This is a genomic window from Pontivivens insulae, assembly GCF_900302495.1.
Lineage (GTDB): Bacteria > Pseudomonadota > Alphaproteobacteria > Rhodobacterales > Rhodobacteraceae > Pontivivens > Pontivivens insulae.
Genome location: NZ_OMKW01000001.1, coordinates 592,790 through 609,001, shown reverse-complemented (window position 1 = coordinate 609,001; position 16,212 = coordinate 592,790). Strand labels below are relative to the sequence as shown.

Below are 16,212 nucleotides of genomic sequence, written 5' to 3'. Positions count from 1 at the left end.
GCCCCTCCATTTGGAATGTGCAAAAGCCGGGCCCCCGTCGCCGAGGACCCGGAAGTCTCAGGGAGAGACCCTACTTACTGGCCAGCATAGGCGTCGAGCACGGCGATCGCCTGCTCGGATGCACCTTCACGCAAAGAGACCAGCATCTGCGCACCGATGGCCTGAAGACCTTCGACCAGAGCATCGGACGGCTCGACAACGGTGATGCCGTTCTCTGCCATGACCTGTGTTTTCGCCTCTGCCTCTGCCGCGGACATTTCCCAGCCGCGCGCCTGAGCGGCTTCGGCTGCGTTCAGCACGGCGGCCTGCGCCTCGCTGTCCAGACGATCAAAGGCGCGCTGGTTCACGACAACGATGTTCTTCGGAACCCACGCATTGATCGGCGTGTAATGTGTGACGAAATCCCATGCAGAGGTGTTTGCACCGGTGGAGGGGGACGTGATCATCGCCTCAACCTGACCCGTGGCAAAAGCCTGCGGAATATCAGCGGCCTCAACCTGAACCGGCGCGGCCCCGGCCAGTGCCGCGAACTCTTCGAGTTGAGCATTATAGGCACGGAAACGCAGGCCAGACAGGTCTTCGACCGTCGCGATCTCGCCATTGGTATAGAGACCTTGCGCAGGCCACGGCACGGAGAACAGCGGGATCAGACCCTCTTCCGCCAGAAGCTCGGTCACAACCGGACCCTGCAGGTCCCACAGACGCGCCGCGTCTTCATAAGAGGTCGCGAGGAACGGCTGGCTGTCCAGACCGAAGGCCGCATTCTCGTTGGACAGACGCGACAGGAAGAACTCCCCGGCCTGAACCTGACGGGAGCGGACAGCGCCCTTGATCTCCCCATGAGGGAAAAGGGATCCGGCGGAATGCACCGTGATGTCGAGCGCACCGCCAGTGGCCTCACGCACTTCATCGGCGAACTGCATGATGTTCACTGTGTGGAACGTCGTGTCGCCATAGGGCGTGGGCATATCCCAGTTCTGTGCGACGAGCGGCGTCGCGGCCATCAGAGCTGCTGCTGTGAAGAGATGTTTCATATCGTTTGTTTCCCTGTCGAACGTTGAGGTCAATGCATCGAAGTGTGGCAATACGTCAGCATGACGTTGACAAATTGTCATTGTTCGGAAATCAATGCAACACATTCTTTGAGTTTGGTTGGAGGACCATGTGATGAACGGCCAGAAAGATGCCCGACAGGACGCCAAGTGGGAGTTCTGGATCGATCGGGGCGGCACCTTTACCGATCTCGTGGGCCGTGCGCCGGACGGAACTCTGACCACCACAAAACTTTTGAGTGAGAATCCAGAGCGTTACAAAGATGCCGCCGTGCAGGGCATGCGTCAGCTTCTGGGCGTGCCCGAAGGAGAGCCGATTCCGGCAGGCGCGATTGCCGCCGTGAAGATGGGCACCACCGTCGCCACCAATGCGCTGCTAGAGCGCAAGGGCGCGCCCGTCGCACTCTTGATCACGCAAGGGTTCGGGGATCTGCCGCGAATCGGCTATCAGACCCGCCCGCGGCTCTTCGACCTCGACATCAAACTGCCTGACCTGCTCCACAATCAGGTACATGAGATACCCGAGCGGCTCGACGCCAGCGGCGATGTGCTCATAGATCTGGACGAGGACGCCGTGCGCCGTGCGCTGCAAGAGGCACAGCGCGCCGGCGTGGAAGCCGTCGCGATCGCGTTCCTGCACGCGTGGCTGGAGCCAAAGCATGAGGCCCGCGCCGCGGAGATTGCCCGCGAGATGGGCTTTGCCCAGGTCAGCGTCAGCCACGAAACCTCCCGCCTGATTCGTCTCGTACCCCGGTGCGACACCACCGTCGCAGACGCCTACCTCTCCCCGGTATTGCGCCACTATGTTGAGCAGGTCGCAGGTGCGCTGGGCGACGGCGCGGATCGACTGATGTTCATGCAATCCTCCGGCGGCCTGACCGATGCAGGACTGTTTCAAGGGCGCGATGCGATTCTCTCTGGCCCCGCAGGCGGCATTGTCGGCATGGCCCGCACCGGGGCCGAGGCCGGTCAGGACAAGATTATCGGCTTTGACATGGGCGGCACCTCCACCGATGTCAGCCATTATGCGGGCGAGTATGAACGCTCGTTCGAGACAGAGGTTGCAGGCGTCCGCCTCTGCGCCCCGATGATGGACATCCACACCGTCGCAGCAGGCGGCGGCTCGATCCTCAGCTTCCGCGATGGCCGGTACCTCGTCGGACCGGAAAGTGCCGGGGCCGATCCCGGCCCGGCATCCTATCGCCGCGGTGGCCCGCTCACCGTGACCGACGCCAACGTTATGCTGGGCAAACTTGACCCCGATCACTTCCCGCCCGTTTTCGGCCCGAACGGCGACCTGCCGCTCGACCGCGACGTGGTGGTGGAGAAGTTCACGGCGATGGCAGAGGAGATCGGCACCGCAACCGGCATCCTTCCCAGCCCGGAAGCGGTGGCCGAGGGTTTCCTCGCCGTCGCCGTGGACAATATGGCCCGCGCTATTCGCCGGATCGGAACCGAGAGGGGTCACGACCTGACACGCTACACCCTGGCCAGCTTCGGCGGCGCAGGTGGGCAACACGCCTGCCTGGTGGCAGAGGCGCTGGGCATGAGCCGCGTCATGGTCCACCCCTTTGCGGGCGTCCTCTCTGCCTACGGGATGGGCCTTGCCGACATCCGCGCCCTGCGCGAACGTCAGTTCGACGCTGGTGTCAGCGCCACCAATGAAGCGGGCGAAATGCTCGACGCGATGGCGGGCGACGCGGTGCGTGAGCTTGTCGGACAGGGCATTCCAGCGGCCACCGCCCGGGTCGAGCGGCGCGCGCGCCTGCGCTATGAGGGCTCCGAACAAGGCATCGAGGTCGCATTTGGCCCAACGGACCGCATGCAAGGCGACTTCGCCGCGGCCCATAAAGCCCGGTTCGGCTTCGACCTGCCGGGCCGTCCGATCCTTTTCGACATGCTCGTGGCAGAGGCGATTGGCGGAGCCAGCGACGGCGCAACACCCGCTTTGCCTGCTATGGCAGAAGCCACGCAAGCCGCAGAGCTTTCCATCTGGAACGGTGAGGGTCGCCGCGCCGTACCCCTCTACCGCCGTGAGGCCGTACCAGCAGGTCAGGTGATCCAGGGCCCGGCCGTCTTCTCCGAGGCGACAGGCACAACCGTCGTCGAACCGGGATGGCAGGCCACGATGGACCCGCGCGGGGTATTGATTCTCGATCAAACCGGCAAGGCGGAACGCCCCGCCGGGGACACCTCCGCCGATCCGATCCGCATGGAACTCTACAACAACCTCTTCATGTCCGTGGCAGAGCGGATGGGAGCAACCCTCGCACTGACGGCACAGTCGGTGAATATCAAGGAGCGGTTCGACTTTTCCTGCGCTGTGTTCGATGCAGAAGGCAACCTCGTAGCCAACGCGCCCCATGTGCCCGTGCACCTCGGCTCCATGTCCGACTCGGTGCGCGCAGTGATCGCAGCAGCGCCCGGCATCGCGGACGGTGACGCCTGGATGCTGAACTCCCCCTATCGCGGTGGCACCCACTTGCCCGACATCACAGTAATCACACCGGTCTTCGTAGAGGGTGAAGTTGCTTTCTGGACCGCCTCTCGCGGGCACCACGCGGATATCGGCGGACGCACGCCGGGCTCTGCCCCGCCCGACAGCGCTCACATTGATGAAGAAGGTGTTCTGATCGACCCGGTCTGCATCATGCGCGGCGGGCAACTGGATGAGGCGCTGATCCGCCGCATTCTGGGTGAGGCGAAATACCCCGCCCGTAACCCTGACCAGAACCTCGCCGATCTGGGCGCGCAGATCGCCGCGAACGAAACAGGCCGCGCCGCCCTTGTGGCGACGTGCACCGATCACGGCGCAGATGTCGTCCGCGCCTATGCAGGCCATGTGCAGGACAATGCCGAGGCAGCCGTGCGCGGCGTGATCGGCAGTCTCAAAGATGGGCAGTGTACCTACACCCTCGACCACGGGGCCCAGATCAAGGTCGCGGTGCGCGTCGATGCCGATGGCAAAGGGGCAGAGATCGACTTCACCGGCACATCGCCGCAGCATGCGGGCAACTACAACGCGCCCCGCGCGATTGCCTCGGCGGTTGTGCTCTATGTCTTCCGCACGCTGGTCGGCCGCGACATGCCGATGAATGAGGGCTGTCTGAAGCCTTTGCGCATCGTGATGCCAAAGGCCTGCATGTTGTCTCCCGAATATCCCGCCGCCGTAATCGCCGGGAATACAGAAGTCAGCCAATCCGTCGCCGATGCGCTCTTTGCCGCCCTTGGGGTCGTTGCCGGATCGCAGGGCACGATGAACAACTTTGTCTGGGGCACCGATGATTTCCAGAACTACGAAACCATTGCGGGCGGCTGTGGCGCAGGGCAAGGATTTGACGGGGCAAGTGCTGTTCAAAGCCACATGACCAACACCCGCATGACCGACCCAGAGGTGTTGGAGCGGCGGTTCCCCGTCCGCCTCGACAAGCTTTCGATCCGCCGCAATTCCGGCGGTCTGGGCAAGTGGAAAGGGGGGGAGGGGCTGACCCGTCAACTCACCTTCCTCGTCCCTGCAACGGTCACAACGCTCAGCCTACACCGCGAAACACAGGCGTTCGGCGCATCAGGTGGCGGCTGCGGTGCGGTCGGTGAGAACAGGGTCATCCGCAAGGATGGCGCGGTCGAGCGCCTCGCCGGCAATGCCGAAGTTGCCCTTGCCGCGGGTGATATGTTCGAGATGAAGACACCGGGTGGCGGCGCATTTGGCGCCTGACATCAAGCTTCAATGCGGGCGGGATCGAAAGGTCCCGCCCGCTTTCTTTGCAAATTCCGAAACTTCCTGTCCGTCTTAACCGTTCTTTCACTCAGGTCTGGAATTCAGACAGTGTGATTGAAGTGGAGAGTATGGTTATGGCACGGATTATTATCATTGGCGGCGACGGGTTCTGCGGCTGGCCCACGGCCCTGCATCTCAGCGCGAAGGGTCACGACATAACCATTGTCGATAATCTTTCGCGACGAGCGATTGATCGTGAACTGGGCGCCGACAGCCTGACCCCGATTGCCGACATCACCACCCGTTGCAAAGCCTGGCGGGAGGTGTCGGGTCGACCCATCACATTCCACAATCTCGATATCGCCACCGATTATGAAGGTCTGCGCATGGTCCTCGACGGGGTGGAGCCTGACGCCATCGTCCATTTTGGGGAACAGCGCGCCGCACCATACTCCATGCGTTCGCCCCGCGCGAAGCGCTACACCGTCGACAACAATGTCAGCGGCACGCATAACCTGCTCGTCGCGATAACCGAACTCGAGCTTGATCCACACATCGTCCACCTCGGCACGATGGGGGTCTACGGCTATGATGGTGACGGCCTGGAACTGCCCGAAGGCTATTTGGAAGTCTTCGTGAAGGGCCACGAGGGCCAGATGATCCCGCGCGAAATCCTCTACCCCGTCAATCCCGGCTCGGTCTACCACATGACCAAGTGCCTCGATCAGCTCGCTTTCCAGTATTACGCGAAGAATGACGGCCTGCGCGTGACCGACCTGCATCAGGGCATCGTCTGGGGCACACAGACCGATGAAACGCGCCAGGATGACCGGCTCATCAATCGCTTCGACTATGACGGCGATTACGGAACCGTGCTCAACCGTTTTCTGATGCAGGCCGCCGTGGGGCATCCGCTGACTGTCCACGGCACCGGCGGCCAAACACGCGCCTTCATCAACATTCAGGACACAGTCCGCTGCATCTCGATGGCGATCGAAAATCCGCCGAAATCCGGCGACGGTGTCAGAATCCGCAATCAGATGACGGAAACCCACTGCATCCGGGACCTTGCAATACTCGTCAGCAAAGCAACCGGCGCGAAGGTGCAGTATGTCGACAATCCCAGGAATGAAGCTGCGGAAAACGGCCTGACCGTCTCAAACAAATCCTTCATCGACCTCGGCCTCGACCCTATCACGCTGGAAAATGGCCTCCTCGATGAAACGCTTGAGATCAGCCGCAAATATGCCGACCGCGTCATCATGGACTGCATCCCAGCCCGCTCCACCTGGACCCCCGCCCAGGCCAACAAAAAGGATGCAGCTTAAGGGGGGAGGGCAGTACAGCCCTCCGTCAGAAGGCGATGAACGTGGCTGCCATGACAGGCGCGCAGCCCTCACCCACTTTCGCGGGCGAGATAAGCGATCAGGTTCTGCCGATCCTCCGCGTCGCCCATGCCGCGATAGGCCATGGACGTACCGTCCACGTAACCCCTCGGATCAGCGAGGAAACCGTCCAGCGTACCAGCGCCCCAGATCACGCCGGAAGCTGCCATCGCATCGCTATAACGAAAGCCATCAACCTGCCCTGCGGTCGCGCCGATCAGCCCATGCAGGCTGGGCCCGACACCATTACGCCCTTCATTCAGCGAATGACAGGCGCGGCACTGCCGAAACAGGCGTGCACCCGCTTCCGCGTCCCCCGTCACAGCGACGGTGACCACCTCCGTCACAGGGGCGACGGGCGCCGCCTCCGCCTGTTCGACATCGGCATCAAAGATCAGTCGCAACATAATCGGCGTTGTCCGCGTGATGCCCGGCAGGTCCGCCAGCTCCATCAATGTGTCGATCCCGGCCTCAATTCCCAGATCCTCTGTGCTCACGAACGTCATGCCATTGCTGGTCACAAGCACCTGATCCTGTGAAAGACGCATCACAAACAGGTCCAGCTCCAGCGGAATATCCGCCGCCAGAAAGCTCAACGTCGCATCCGTATAGATTTCATCCGTCCCACCTATGGCGAGCCCTTCCAGGCCGCTCATATCTATCGCGGCAGAGATCGTCGCCGTCCCGATACCATTGAACACGTGCTCCATCATCCGCTCGTTGCGAATGTCGATATTGGTCTGAACCGAGGTCAGGTCGATCTCGATTGCCACGGTGCCATCTGCGGAAACCGTCCCGGAAACGGTTTCGAAAGCGTGGGACTCACCCACCGTATCCTTCTTGATCGAGCCGAAGGCGACCAAAGAACTGTCTTCATTCAGTGTCCAGCTGTCCGCTATGGCCGCCGTTCCTGCCACCAGCGCACCGGTTACGGCTGCGATCGTCGATAGAGTTCTGAACATGATGTCTCCCTGTCATTTGATTGGCGCAGGCGTCTGTCGCCTGCCATGGTGGGGAAACACGTGACGAGATGGTTTTATTCGATGTTTTCTGTGCCAATTTCGCGGGACGCTTTGGGCAGGGCACTGCAAGAGCATGTGCCGGCAATCTGGCGCTTTGCGTTATCGCTCAGCAGGCGCCCCGACATTGCCGATGATCTGACCCAGTCTACCTGTGTCAGGGCGCTTGAACGTCATGCCCAGTTTGATGGGCACGGACGGCTGGATGCATGGTGCATGACGATCTGCCGTTCGATCTGGCTCAATCAGGTCCGGGCGGAAACCATTCGGCAGGCCAAGTCCATTGATGCCGTGCCCGAGAGCGATCTCGTCGCGCTGCATCCCGGATCGGAATCGAATATTTTCGCCACTCAGGTGTTTGCGGAAGTGATGAAACTACCCGAGGCGCAGCGCCAGACCGTCCTTCTGGTCTATGTTGAGGGGTTCCGCTACAGCGAGGCAGCGGCCATTCTCGACGTTCCGATCGGTACCATCATGAGCCGTCTGTCCGCGGCGCGCGGGCGCCTAAAACACCTGAACGAGGACACCCGCGTGGGCCAGACAAAGGGGAGGAAAGTCTGATGTTTACCGATGAACAGCTTCTCTCCGTCCTCGATGGAACGGCCCATCCTGATCTCGTCGAAGCTGTCACGCAGGCTATGGAAGCCGATCCGGCGTTGGAAGACCGTATGATGGCGCTTGATCCGCTCGCCGAAGTGATCCGGGACGCGGTCAGGCCCGTCTCTGCCAATGTGGAACCTGAAGCGTTCGTGCCGATCGCTGCACCGCCGCGCACAGCATGGTGGCCAGCGGGATTGGCAGCTGCAATCGGTGGTGCGGCCGTCTATGTGACCATGACACTGGTTGCGGCCGATCCGGCCAAGGACTGGATGGTTGAGGTTGCGGCCTATCAGGCGCTCTACAGCCCGCAAACGATCTCCGAGATTTCCACAACGCCGATGCAGCTTGCCCAGCAGTTCGACCGCGCAGGCGCAGCCATTGGTCGGTCGCTACCTGCTGAGGCGCTGAGCAGTCTTTCGGGGCTCTCGCTGATCCGAACCCAGATCCTCGAATTCGAGGGGGAGGCAATCGCCCAGATCGTCTTTGCCGACAGCTCTGGAAGACCAATCGCGTTCTGCATCACGCAGACTGGTGCTGCGGACACGCGGTCAATCGAATTTGCGGAGCGTCGCGGCATGGAAAGCGCTGCCTTTGCCCGTGGCGGCTTCGAGTTCCTGCTGATCGGTGGACAGGACGCTGTCCAGATTGAGCGGAGCGCGGGGGCGCTTCAACAGCTGTTTTCCTGATCCGAAAGCCGTTTAGGGCGACTTCGGTATGACATTTCGGTGCACGGGTTGTGCACGCGATGTGTACGCTTTGTGCACAGCCGTTTTTGCACCTTCACGCCACAAAAAAAGCCCGCCGCACGAAACCGCGCGACGGGCTTTGATCAGATGCGTGCCGGATCAGGCCAGATCGAACCGATCTGCATTCATCACCTTGGTCCAGGCTGCAACGAAGGTCTCGACAAAGGCCTTCTGGCTGTCGGCGGAGGCATAAACCTCTGCCAATGCGCGCAACTGGCTGTTGGAGCCGAAGACGAGGTCAACACGGGTTCCCGTCCAACGCACGTCACCGGTTTTGCGGTCCTTACCGACAAACTCGGATTCCGTATCATCGGTCGGGGCCCACTCGACGCCCATATCCAGCAGATTGACGAAGAAGTCGTTGCTGAGCACCTCGGTATTCGCGGTGAATACGCCGTGCTTGGACCCGTCAACATTTGCACCCAGAACACGAAGGCCGCCGACCAAGGCGGTCATTTCCGGGGCGTTCAGCGTCAACAGCTGTGCGCGGTCGATCAGCAACTCCTCAGCAGAGCGGGCATAGTCCTTCTTGAGGTAATTGCGGAACCCGTCCGCAATTGGCTCAAGCATCTGGACGCTGTCCACATCGGTCTGCTCCTGGCTCGCATCCGTCCGGCCGGGTGTGAACGGCACCTCGATGTCATGACCGCCCGCTTTCGCGGCAGCCTCCACAGCGGCCGTGCCGCCCAGCACGATCAGGTCCGCGATGGAGACCTGCTTGCCACCCGTCGCCGATGCGTTGAAGTCGGACTGGATATTTTCCAGCACGCCCAGTGCCTTGGCGAGCGCATCCGGCTGGTTGACCTCCCAATCCTTCATTGGGGCAAGGCGGATACGCGCACCGTTCGCGCCACCACGGTTGTCAGATCCGCGGAAGGTAGAGGCAGAGGCCCATGCCGCCGTGACCAGCTCGGAAATGCTCAGCTCAGAGGCGAGCAGCTTTTCCTTGAGCGATGCGACATCGGCCGCGTCGATCTGTGCATAATCCGCCTCGGGGATCGGATCCTGCCAGATCAGCTCTTCGGTCGGGGCGAGTTTCCCAAGATAGGTGGATTGCGGGCCCATATCGCGGTGGGTCAGCTTGAACCACGCGCGCGCGAACGCGTCGGCGAACTCATCCGGGTTCGCATGGAACCGCTTCGAGATCTCCAGATAAGCCGGGTCGATGCGCATCGCCATGTCAGCAGTCGTCATCATCACCGGCACGCGGCCATTGCCATCGACCTGAGGCGCGGTCGCATCATCAGGCTGACCCTTGATCTGCCATTGGTTGGCACCTGCCGGGCTTTTCGTCAGCTCCCACTCATTGTTGAGCAGCATGTCGAAATAGCTCATGTCCCACTGCGTCGGCGTCGGAGTCCAAGGGCCTTCGATACCAGAAGTGATTGCGTCCACACCCTTGCCGGATGCGTGCGTCGAAAGCCAGCCAAAGCCCTGATCCTGAATACGGCCCGCTTCCGGCTCTGCACCAACAAGGGCCGCATCGCCCGCGCCATGCGCCTTACCGAAAGTGTGACCACCCGCGACCAGCGCGACGGTTTCTTCATCGTTCATCGCCATGCGGCCAAACGTGTCGCGGATGTCGTAGCCGGAAGCCATCGGATCGGGGTTTCCGTCCGGGCCTTCCGGGTTCACATAGATCAGGCCCATCTGAACGGCTGCGAGCGGATTTTCCAGCTCACGCTCACCGGTGTAGCGGGAGCCAGCGCTTTGCGAATTGGCGAGCCATTCCGTCTCTTTACCCCAGTAAATGTCCTCTTCCGGCTCCCAGATATCCTCACGACCACCGGCGAAACCGAAAGTCTTAAAGCCCATATCCTCAAGCGCGACGTTGCCCGCGAGGATCATCAGGTCAGCCCAGGAGATCGCATTGCCGTATTTCTGCTTGATCGGCCAAAGCAGGCGGCGGGCCTTGTCCAGGTTGCCATTGTCCGGCCAGGAGTTCAGCGGTGCGAACCGCTGCGTGCCGGAGCGGGAACCGCCACGTCCGTCGGCGGTACGGTATGTACCGGCGGAGTGCCACGCCATGCGGATGAAGAACGGGCCATAGTGGCCATAATCGGCGGGCCACCAATCCTGCGAATCCGTCATCAGCGCGTGCAGGTCGGCAACGAGCGCATCCAGATCGAGGCCCTTGAACGCTTCAGCATAGTCGAAATCCGGTGCCATCGGGTTCGAGGCTGGCGTGTTCTGGTGCAGAATCTTGAGGTTCAGCTGGTTTGGCCACCATTCCCGGTTGGACCGCACGCTGTTCGTTGCGTGCATCACCGGGCAACCGCCCATTCCTGACATGTCATTGCCGTCCATAGCGCGCTCCAATTCTTGCTGGCTTGGTAGGTGTTTCAAATAGAGTTTCTGCGGGAGAGATACCACCGGTTTGCGATTTATGAAATTTGCAATTTCTGATGTATTCGATAGGATTTTCCTATGGCAAATCTTACGCTCAAACAGTTGCGCTATTTCGAGGCGGTCGCGCGCCATCGGCATTTTGGCCATGCGGCAGAATCGTGTGCGATTTCGCAACCGGCTCTCTCCGTCCAGATCAAGGAACTGGAAGCCTCGCTGGGCACACGACTGATCGAACGGGGACCGCGCCAGATCGCTTTGACCGCATTCGGGGAGGATTTGGCCGGACGGGCGCGGGAGATCCTGAACGCCGTCGACGCCCTGCCAGATCTGGCGCGCGCGGCGCAAAACCAACGTCTGGGCAAGCTGCGTCTTGGCGTGATCCCGACGATCGCCCCCTACCTTCTGCCGACGCTGTGCCGCAACCTGATGGCGGATGCGCCGGGGCTTGATCTGCACATACGTGAGACACTGACGCCGAAACTGCTGGAAGAGCTGGCCGATGGTCGGCTCGATGCCGCAATCGTTGCGCTGCCGGTATCAGAGCCGCAATTTACCGAAGTTGCGCTGTTTGATGAGGATTTCGTCCTCGTCCGTTCCGTCGAGGAGGCAGACCAGCCGGTCCCCGATGGCGAAACCCTGCGCCGGATGCGCCTGCTGCTGTTGGAGGAGGGCCACTGTTTTCGCGATCAGGCGCTGGCGTTTTGCTCGGTACCCGCGGCGATCCCGCGCGATGGGCTGGATGGCAGCTCGCTCACAACACTCGTGCAAATGGTCGGCGCCGGGATCGGTGTGACGCTGATTCCCGAAATGGCCATCAAGGTGGAGACACAATCCGCACCCGTCGCCGTCAGTCCCTTTGACGCGCCAAAGCCCAGTCGTACGGTCGGAATGATCTGGCGAAAGACCAACCCGCTGGCACAGCAATTGCTGCATGTCAGCGAGGTGGTGGATCGCGCCGCTGCTGAATTGGGGCTTAAGGGATCAGAATAATCTTGGGTGCTGCGACCTGCCCGCCGGCAATGTCGGAAAACGCCTGGGCGCCCTCCGCCAATGGTCGCTCTTCGGTCCAGTCCAATGCACCCAACCGCCCGTCGAAGATCGCGGCGGCTGTGTCGCGGAATTCCTGTGCCGTGTAGGTATATGTCCCGATGAAGGTGATCTCCTGCAACGTTGCGCGGCGAATATCCAAACCACCTTCTGAGCTTCCAAGACCGATATGTGCGATCACGCCACCGGGCCGGACAGCCGCACTGGCGCTGGCGCGCGTCGCCGCAAATCCAACGCCGTCGATGACCGCATCAATCGTGGGCAGCGTGTCCTCGATGGGATTGATGACCTCAAATCCCTCGCCACGCACCACCTCAGCCCGCGCCGGATTGGTCTCGGCGACAGTGACCTGTTCACAGCCATGCGCCCGCAGGGCGAGGGCAGCGCCCAGCCCGATTGCCCCGCCGCCCATGACGAGCGTCTTTGCCTCGCTGAGTGGGATGTCGAGCAACCGCTCCACATGACGCACCGCGTGCCAGCCGCACGCGAGAGGCTCGGCCAAGGCGGCCTTTTGGATTGGGACACCGTCGGGAACGTGGACCAAATTGCCCTCTGGCATGGCGACCTGTTCCGCAAAACCGCCCTCACGCGGGGGCATGGAGATGATCTGGCGCGTCGGGCACAAGTTGTCACGACCGGAGGTGCAGGCCGGACAGCTCCCACAGGTGACGAGCGGATTGATCGTCACCCGACGATTGGTGCCCGCCACTGTGCCCGCCGCCTCATGCCCCAGAATAAGCGGGGCCGGGCGGCGTTCGTCATGGCCAGCATAGGCGTGCATATCGGAGCCGCAAATGCCAACAGCTTCGATATGCACCACAACTTCCCCGTCCGCGGGGGTTGGATCAGGAAAGTCGCGATACTCAAGAGTGTGTGGACCGGTGTAAACGAGCGCTTTCATTTTGCGGTGAACCCCCCGTCGACATGGAGCACTTGGCCCGTGACATAGGCCGAGGCCTCGGAACACAGGAACAGGGCCGGACCAACGATATCATCCATCGTGCCATTCCGCCCGATACAGGTCTGCGCCGCATGGCGCGCGGACAGCTCCGGGTCAGAGAAGACCGGGCCAGTCAGCGCGGTGGGGAAAAAGCCCGGCGCAAGTGCGTTCGCGTTGATCCCGTGCGGGGACCACGCCTCTGCCATCGCGCGGGTAAGTTGCGAGATCCCGCCCTTCGTCGCACCGTAAGCGATGCCGCCCGGGAAGGCGCGGCTCGATTGCAGGGACGCAATGTTGACGATACGCCCCCATCCCTTTTCCTTCATCGCAGGGGCAAGGGCCTGCGCCAGAAAGAATGGGGCGGACAGGTTGAGGTCGATGGTCTTTTGCCAGCCATCGGATGTCACATCATCGGCTTTTTGCCGCGTGTTGATGCCAGCAGCATTGATCAGGATATCAGGCGGGCCAAAAGGCTCTGCCACTGCGGTGGCGAGGGCGGGCAGGTGATCGAGTTCCGACACATCCGCCTGCACGCTGACGGAACGGGTGCCATCCACCCATTCCGCCTGTCCGCGAGAGACCGTGACGACCCATGCGCCCGCATCCGCAAGCGCAGCCGCCATGGCCTGTCCCAGCCCCGAACTGCCCCCGGTGACACAGGCCACCCGGCCGGTCACCGAGAATTCGGGATGCGCGCTCATTCCGCGCCGCTCAGATCGAAGTTCTCACCGGGGAAATACTTCGCAAGGCGGATATCGGCTGTGCGGGCGTGCCCTTCCATCCCTTCGAGGCGGGAAATCCGGGCGGTGGCTTCTGCAACCGACTTCGACCCTTCGCGGGTCGCGCGCTGCCACGTCACGAGCTTCATATATTTGTGCACGGAAAGGCCGCCGGTGTATTTTGCAGCGCCAGAGGTTGGCAGAACATGGTTCGTGCCGGATGCCTTGTCCCCAAAGGCCACGGTCGTCTCTTCCCCAAGGAAGAGAGAGCCATAGCAGGACAGACGGTTCAGCCACCAGTCGAGTTCTTCGGCCTGGACCGTCAGGTGCTCTGGCGCATAGGCGTCGGAGGTTGCTGCCATCTCCTCCCGCGTGTCGCACAGGATCACCTCGGCATAGTCGCGCCATGCGGCGGCGGCGTTCTGCGCGTTGGTCTCGGGCAGGGTTTCGATCAACTCCGGCACGCGGTTCAGCACTTTCTCAGCCAGCTCGCGATTGTCTGTGACCAGCCAGACCGGGGAGTTGTAGCCATGCTCCGCCTGACCGACGAGGTCCCAGGCGACGATTTCGGGGTCGGCACTGGCATCTGCAAGGATCAGACTGTCGGTTGGTCCTGCGAACATGTCGATGCCGACACGTCCAAACAGCATGCGCTTTGCCTCTGCCACGAACTGGTTGCCCGGACCGACAAGGATGTCGGATTTCGGCAAACCGAACAGGCCGAACGCCATCGCGGCAATGCCCTGAACTCCGCCGAGTGCGAGGATGCTGTCTGCCCCGCAGATATCAGCGGTGTAGATGATCGCCGGGTTCACGCCGATTTCGGGGCGTGGCGGGGAGCAGGCGGTGATGTGTCCGCAACCCGCGACCTTGGCGGTCGTCACTGTCATCAGGGCCGAAGCCACATGCGAATAGCGGCCACCGGGTGCATAGCAGCCCGCTGCGTTACACGGGATCGCCTTTTGACCCGCGATCAGACCCGGATGGATCTCATATTCCATGTCCTGAATCGTGGACTTCTGCGCCTCGGCAAAGCGGCGCACGTTGTCATGTGCAAATCGGATGTCATCCTTGAGAACCTGCGGAACCTTCGCGGCGGCGGCGTCAATCTCATCGCGTGTCAGCAGGATATTGCCATCATAGCGATCAAACTTGGCCGCATATTTGCGGGCCGCGTCCTCACCACCAGCCTCGATATCGTTGAGGATACCGCGCACCGTCTCCTGCACGTCGCCCGCATCCGTAGCAGAGGTTTTCGGAGCTTTCTTGAGGTATGTAACCGACATCGGTTCGACTTTCTTATCTGAGGTTTTCAGGCAGCATCATGGTGGAGAACGCCGGGATATAGGCGATCATCAGAACCACGAGCAGCATGAAGAACACGAAGGGGACGGCGCGCGCGGCAATCTTGAGAATGGATTCTCCCGTTATGCCGGACACCACGAAGAGGTTTAGACCAAGGGGCGGAGTGATGAAGCCAACCCCCAAAGCCGTAATCAGCATGATGCAGAACTGGACCTCATTCATGCCGATATTGTCGGCCAGAGGCTTCAGGATCGGTGCCAAAATCACGATGTTCGGGGTCGTTTCCATAACACAGCCTGCGGCAATCAGAATGCCGATCATCATCAAAATGAGAATCCAAGGCTCATTAGTAAGCGAAGTTACGGAATAGACAAAGCCCTGAGGCACACCAATCGCGGCCATGGCCTGCGCCAGCGGAAGGGACATCGCGATGATCGGCAGGATGACGCCGTTCACCTTGGCAGAGCTGACCATCATGGCCGGGAAGTGCGACCATTTCAGCGTTCCGATGATGAAGCCGATGATAATCGTCACCACAACAGCGGTCGCACCAGCCTCTGTCGGGGTCAGTTTGCCCGAGAAAATACCGTAGAAGATGATGCCGGGCACAAGGAAGGCGTACCAACCACTTGCGAGTGTGCGCCCCAACTGGGCCAACCACTCCCCAAAGCTGAGCGCGACGCCTTTCGTGTATGCATGGCGGCGGTTCACGACCGAGTTCGTGACCAGGATCGACCCGAGGATCAGAATACCTGGGATCAGCGCGGCCTGGAAAAGGGTGGACGCTGAAATCCCCAGGATCAGACCAACCACGATATAGGCGATGGATGGCGGGATCAGGATGCCCGTACAGGCACCGGCTGCAACCAGTGCGCATGCGTAGGGTCGCGGATAGCCGCTCTCGACCAATCGGTCGATCGTCATCCGGCCAACCGCAGCGGCACCCGCAGCGTCGGAGCCGGAGATTGCAGCGAACATGCCACAGACCAGAACGGTGGCAGAACCGAACCCGCCGCGAGTCCAATTCGTCAACGCTTCGGCCACGTCGAGGAACTTGCGGCTCAACCCGGTGCGCACCAATACGTCACCGGTCAGAATGAAGAGCGGGATTGCCGTCAGGGCGAAATGGTCGATACCCGAGAACAGCGCCTCACCCACCAGACTGAGTGGGAGAACCTGACTGATATAGAGCATGCCGATCGAGGCTGCGCCGATAGCAGCCCACACGGGCACGCCAAGGGCAATCAGGATCACGAACAGGATCACAGGACCATAGAAGGACCAATCAAGGATGACCGGCTGGTTTTGGAGTTGTTGCCAAAGCATGTGTCA

General features: G+C 61.4%; 12 protein-coding genes. 5 read left to right on the top strand and 7 right to left on the bottom strand.

Features of this window, described 5'->3' with window-relative positions; translation table 11 throughout:
- Window positions 1–74: 74 nt before the first annotated feature.
- Entirely contained in the window at window positions 75–1,034 is a 960-nt protein-coding gene (locus POI8812_RS02925; protein WP_108781016.1) for a TRAP transporter substrate-binding protein, read from the bottom strand.
- Between the two features lie 133 nt (window positions 1,035–1,167).
- Here POI8812_RS02925 and POI8812_RS02920 point away from each other — a divergent pair, with 133 nt between their 5' ends.
- Both POI8812_RS02920 and POI8812_RS02915 read left to right on the top strand, forming a co-directional pair.
- Window positions 1,168–4,767: a hydantoinase B/oxoprolinase family protein gene (locus tag POI8812_RS02920; RefSeq protein WP_108781015.1), complete on the top strand. Its 3,600-nt coding sequence runs from the start codon at window positions 1,168–1,170 to the stop codon at window positions 4,765–4,767.
- A 137-nt stretch (window positions 4,768–4,904) separates the two neighbouring features.
- A complete protein-coding gene (locus tag POI8812_RS02915; RefSeq protein WP_108781014.1) occupies window positions 4,905–6,098 on the top strand; it encodes an NAD-dependent epimerase/dehydratase family protein in 1,194 nt (397 codons plus the stop codon).
- A gap of 68 nt (window positions 6,099–6,166) precedes the next feature.
- On the opposite strand, the gene POI8812_RS02910 is transcribed toward POI8812_RS02915, so the two are convergent.
- Window positions 6,167–7,117 (bottom strand): c-type cytochrome, encoded by a 951-nt coding sequence (locus tag POI8812_RS02910; protein WP_108781013.1) that lies wholly within the window; start codon window positions 7,115–7,117, stop codon window positions 6,167–6,169.
- A gap of 60 nt (window positions 7,118–7,177) precedes the next feature.
- Here POI8812_RS02910 and POI8812_RS02905 point away from each other — a divergent pair, with 60 nt between their 5' ends.
- A complete protein-coding gene (locus POI8812_RS02905; protein ID WP_245895229.1) occupies window positions 7,178–7,735 on the top strand; it encodes an RNA polymerase sigma factor in 558 nt (185 codons plus the stop codon).
- The gene (locus POI8812_RS02900; protein ID WP_108781011.1) at window positions 7,735–8,460 is read left to right on the top strand and encodes a hypothetical protein; all 726 of its coding nucleotides are present in this window, start codon (window positions 7,735–7,737) and stop codon (window positions 8,458–8,460) included. The genes POI8812_RS02905 and POI8812_RS02900 overlap by 1 nt, the downstream gene beginning before the upstream one ends.
- 159 nt (window positions 8,461–8,619) lie before the next feature.
- On the opposite strand, the gene katG is transcribed toward POI8812_RS02900, so the two are convergent.
- The gene (gene katG, locus POI8812_RS02895; RefSeq protein ID WP_108781010.1) at window positions 8,620–10,827 is read right to left on the bottom strand and encodes a catalase/peroxidase HPI; all 2,208 of its coding nucleotides are present in this window, start codon (window positions 10,825–10,827) and stop codon (window positions 8,620–8,622) included.
- Window positions 10,828–10,947: 120 nt separating this feature from the next.
- Between katG and POI8812_RS02890 the strand changes: the two genes are divergently transcribed.
- Window positions 10,948–11,859 carry a hydrogen peroxide-inducible genes activator gene (locus tag POI8812_RS02890; RefSeq protein WP_108781009.1) on the top strand — a complete coding sequence of 304 codons (912 nt, stop codon included), beginning with the start codon at window positions 10,948–10,950 and terminating at the stop codon, window positions 11,857–11,859.
- Here the strand turns inward: POI8812_RS02890 and POI8812_RS02885 are convergent.
- Genes POI8812_RS02885 through POI8812_RS02870 form a run of 4 tightly spaced genes read right to left on the bottom strand, consistent with a single transcriptional unit; the run spans window position 11,843 to window position 16,206 of the window.
- A complete protein-coding gene (locus POI8812_RS02885) occupies window positions 11,843–12,817 on the bottom strand; it encodes a zinc-dependent alcohol dehydrogenase (protein ID WP_108781008.1) in 975 nt (324 codons plus the stop codon). The genes POI8812_RS02890 and POI8812_RS02885 overlap by 17 nt on opposite strands.
- The gene (locus tag POI8812_RS02880; RefSeq protein WP_108781007.1) at window positions 12,814–13,557 is read right to left on the bottom strand and encodes an SDR family NAD(P)-dependent oxidoreductase; all 744 of its coding nucleotides are present in this window, start codon (window positions 13,555–13,557) and stop codon (window positions 12,814–12,816) included. Before POI8812_RS02880 ends, POI8812_RS02885 begins: the two co-directional genes overlap by 4 nt.
- Complete coding sequence (hisD, locus tag POI8812_RS02875; protein WP_108781006.1) at window positions 13,554–14,861, bottom strand: histidinol dehydrogenase; 1,308 nt, start codon at window positions 14,859–14,861, stop codon at window positions 13,554–13,556. The genes POI8812_RS02880 and hisD overlap by 4 nt, the downstream gene beginning before the upstream one ends.
- 13 nt (window positions 14,862–14,874) lie before the next feature.
- Window positions 14,875–16,206: a TRAP transporter large permease gene (locus POI8812_RS02870; protein WP_108781005.1), complete on the bottom strand. Its 1,332-nt coding sequence runs from the start codon at window positions 16,204–16,206 to the stop codon at window positions 14,875–14,877.
- Window positions 16,207–16,212 lie beyond the last annotated feature (6 nt).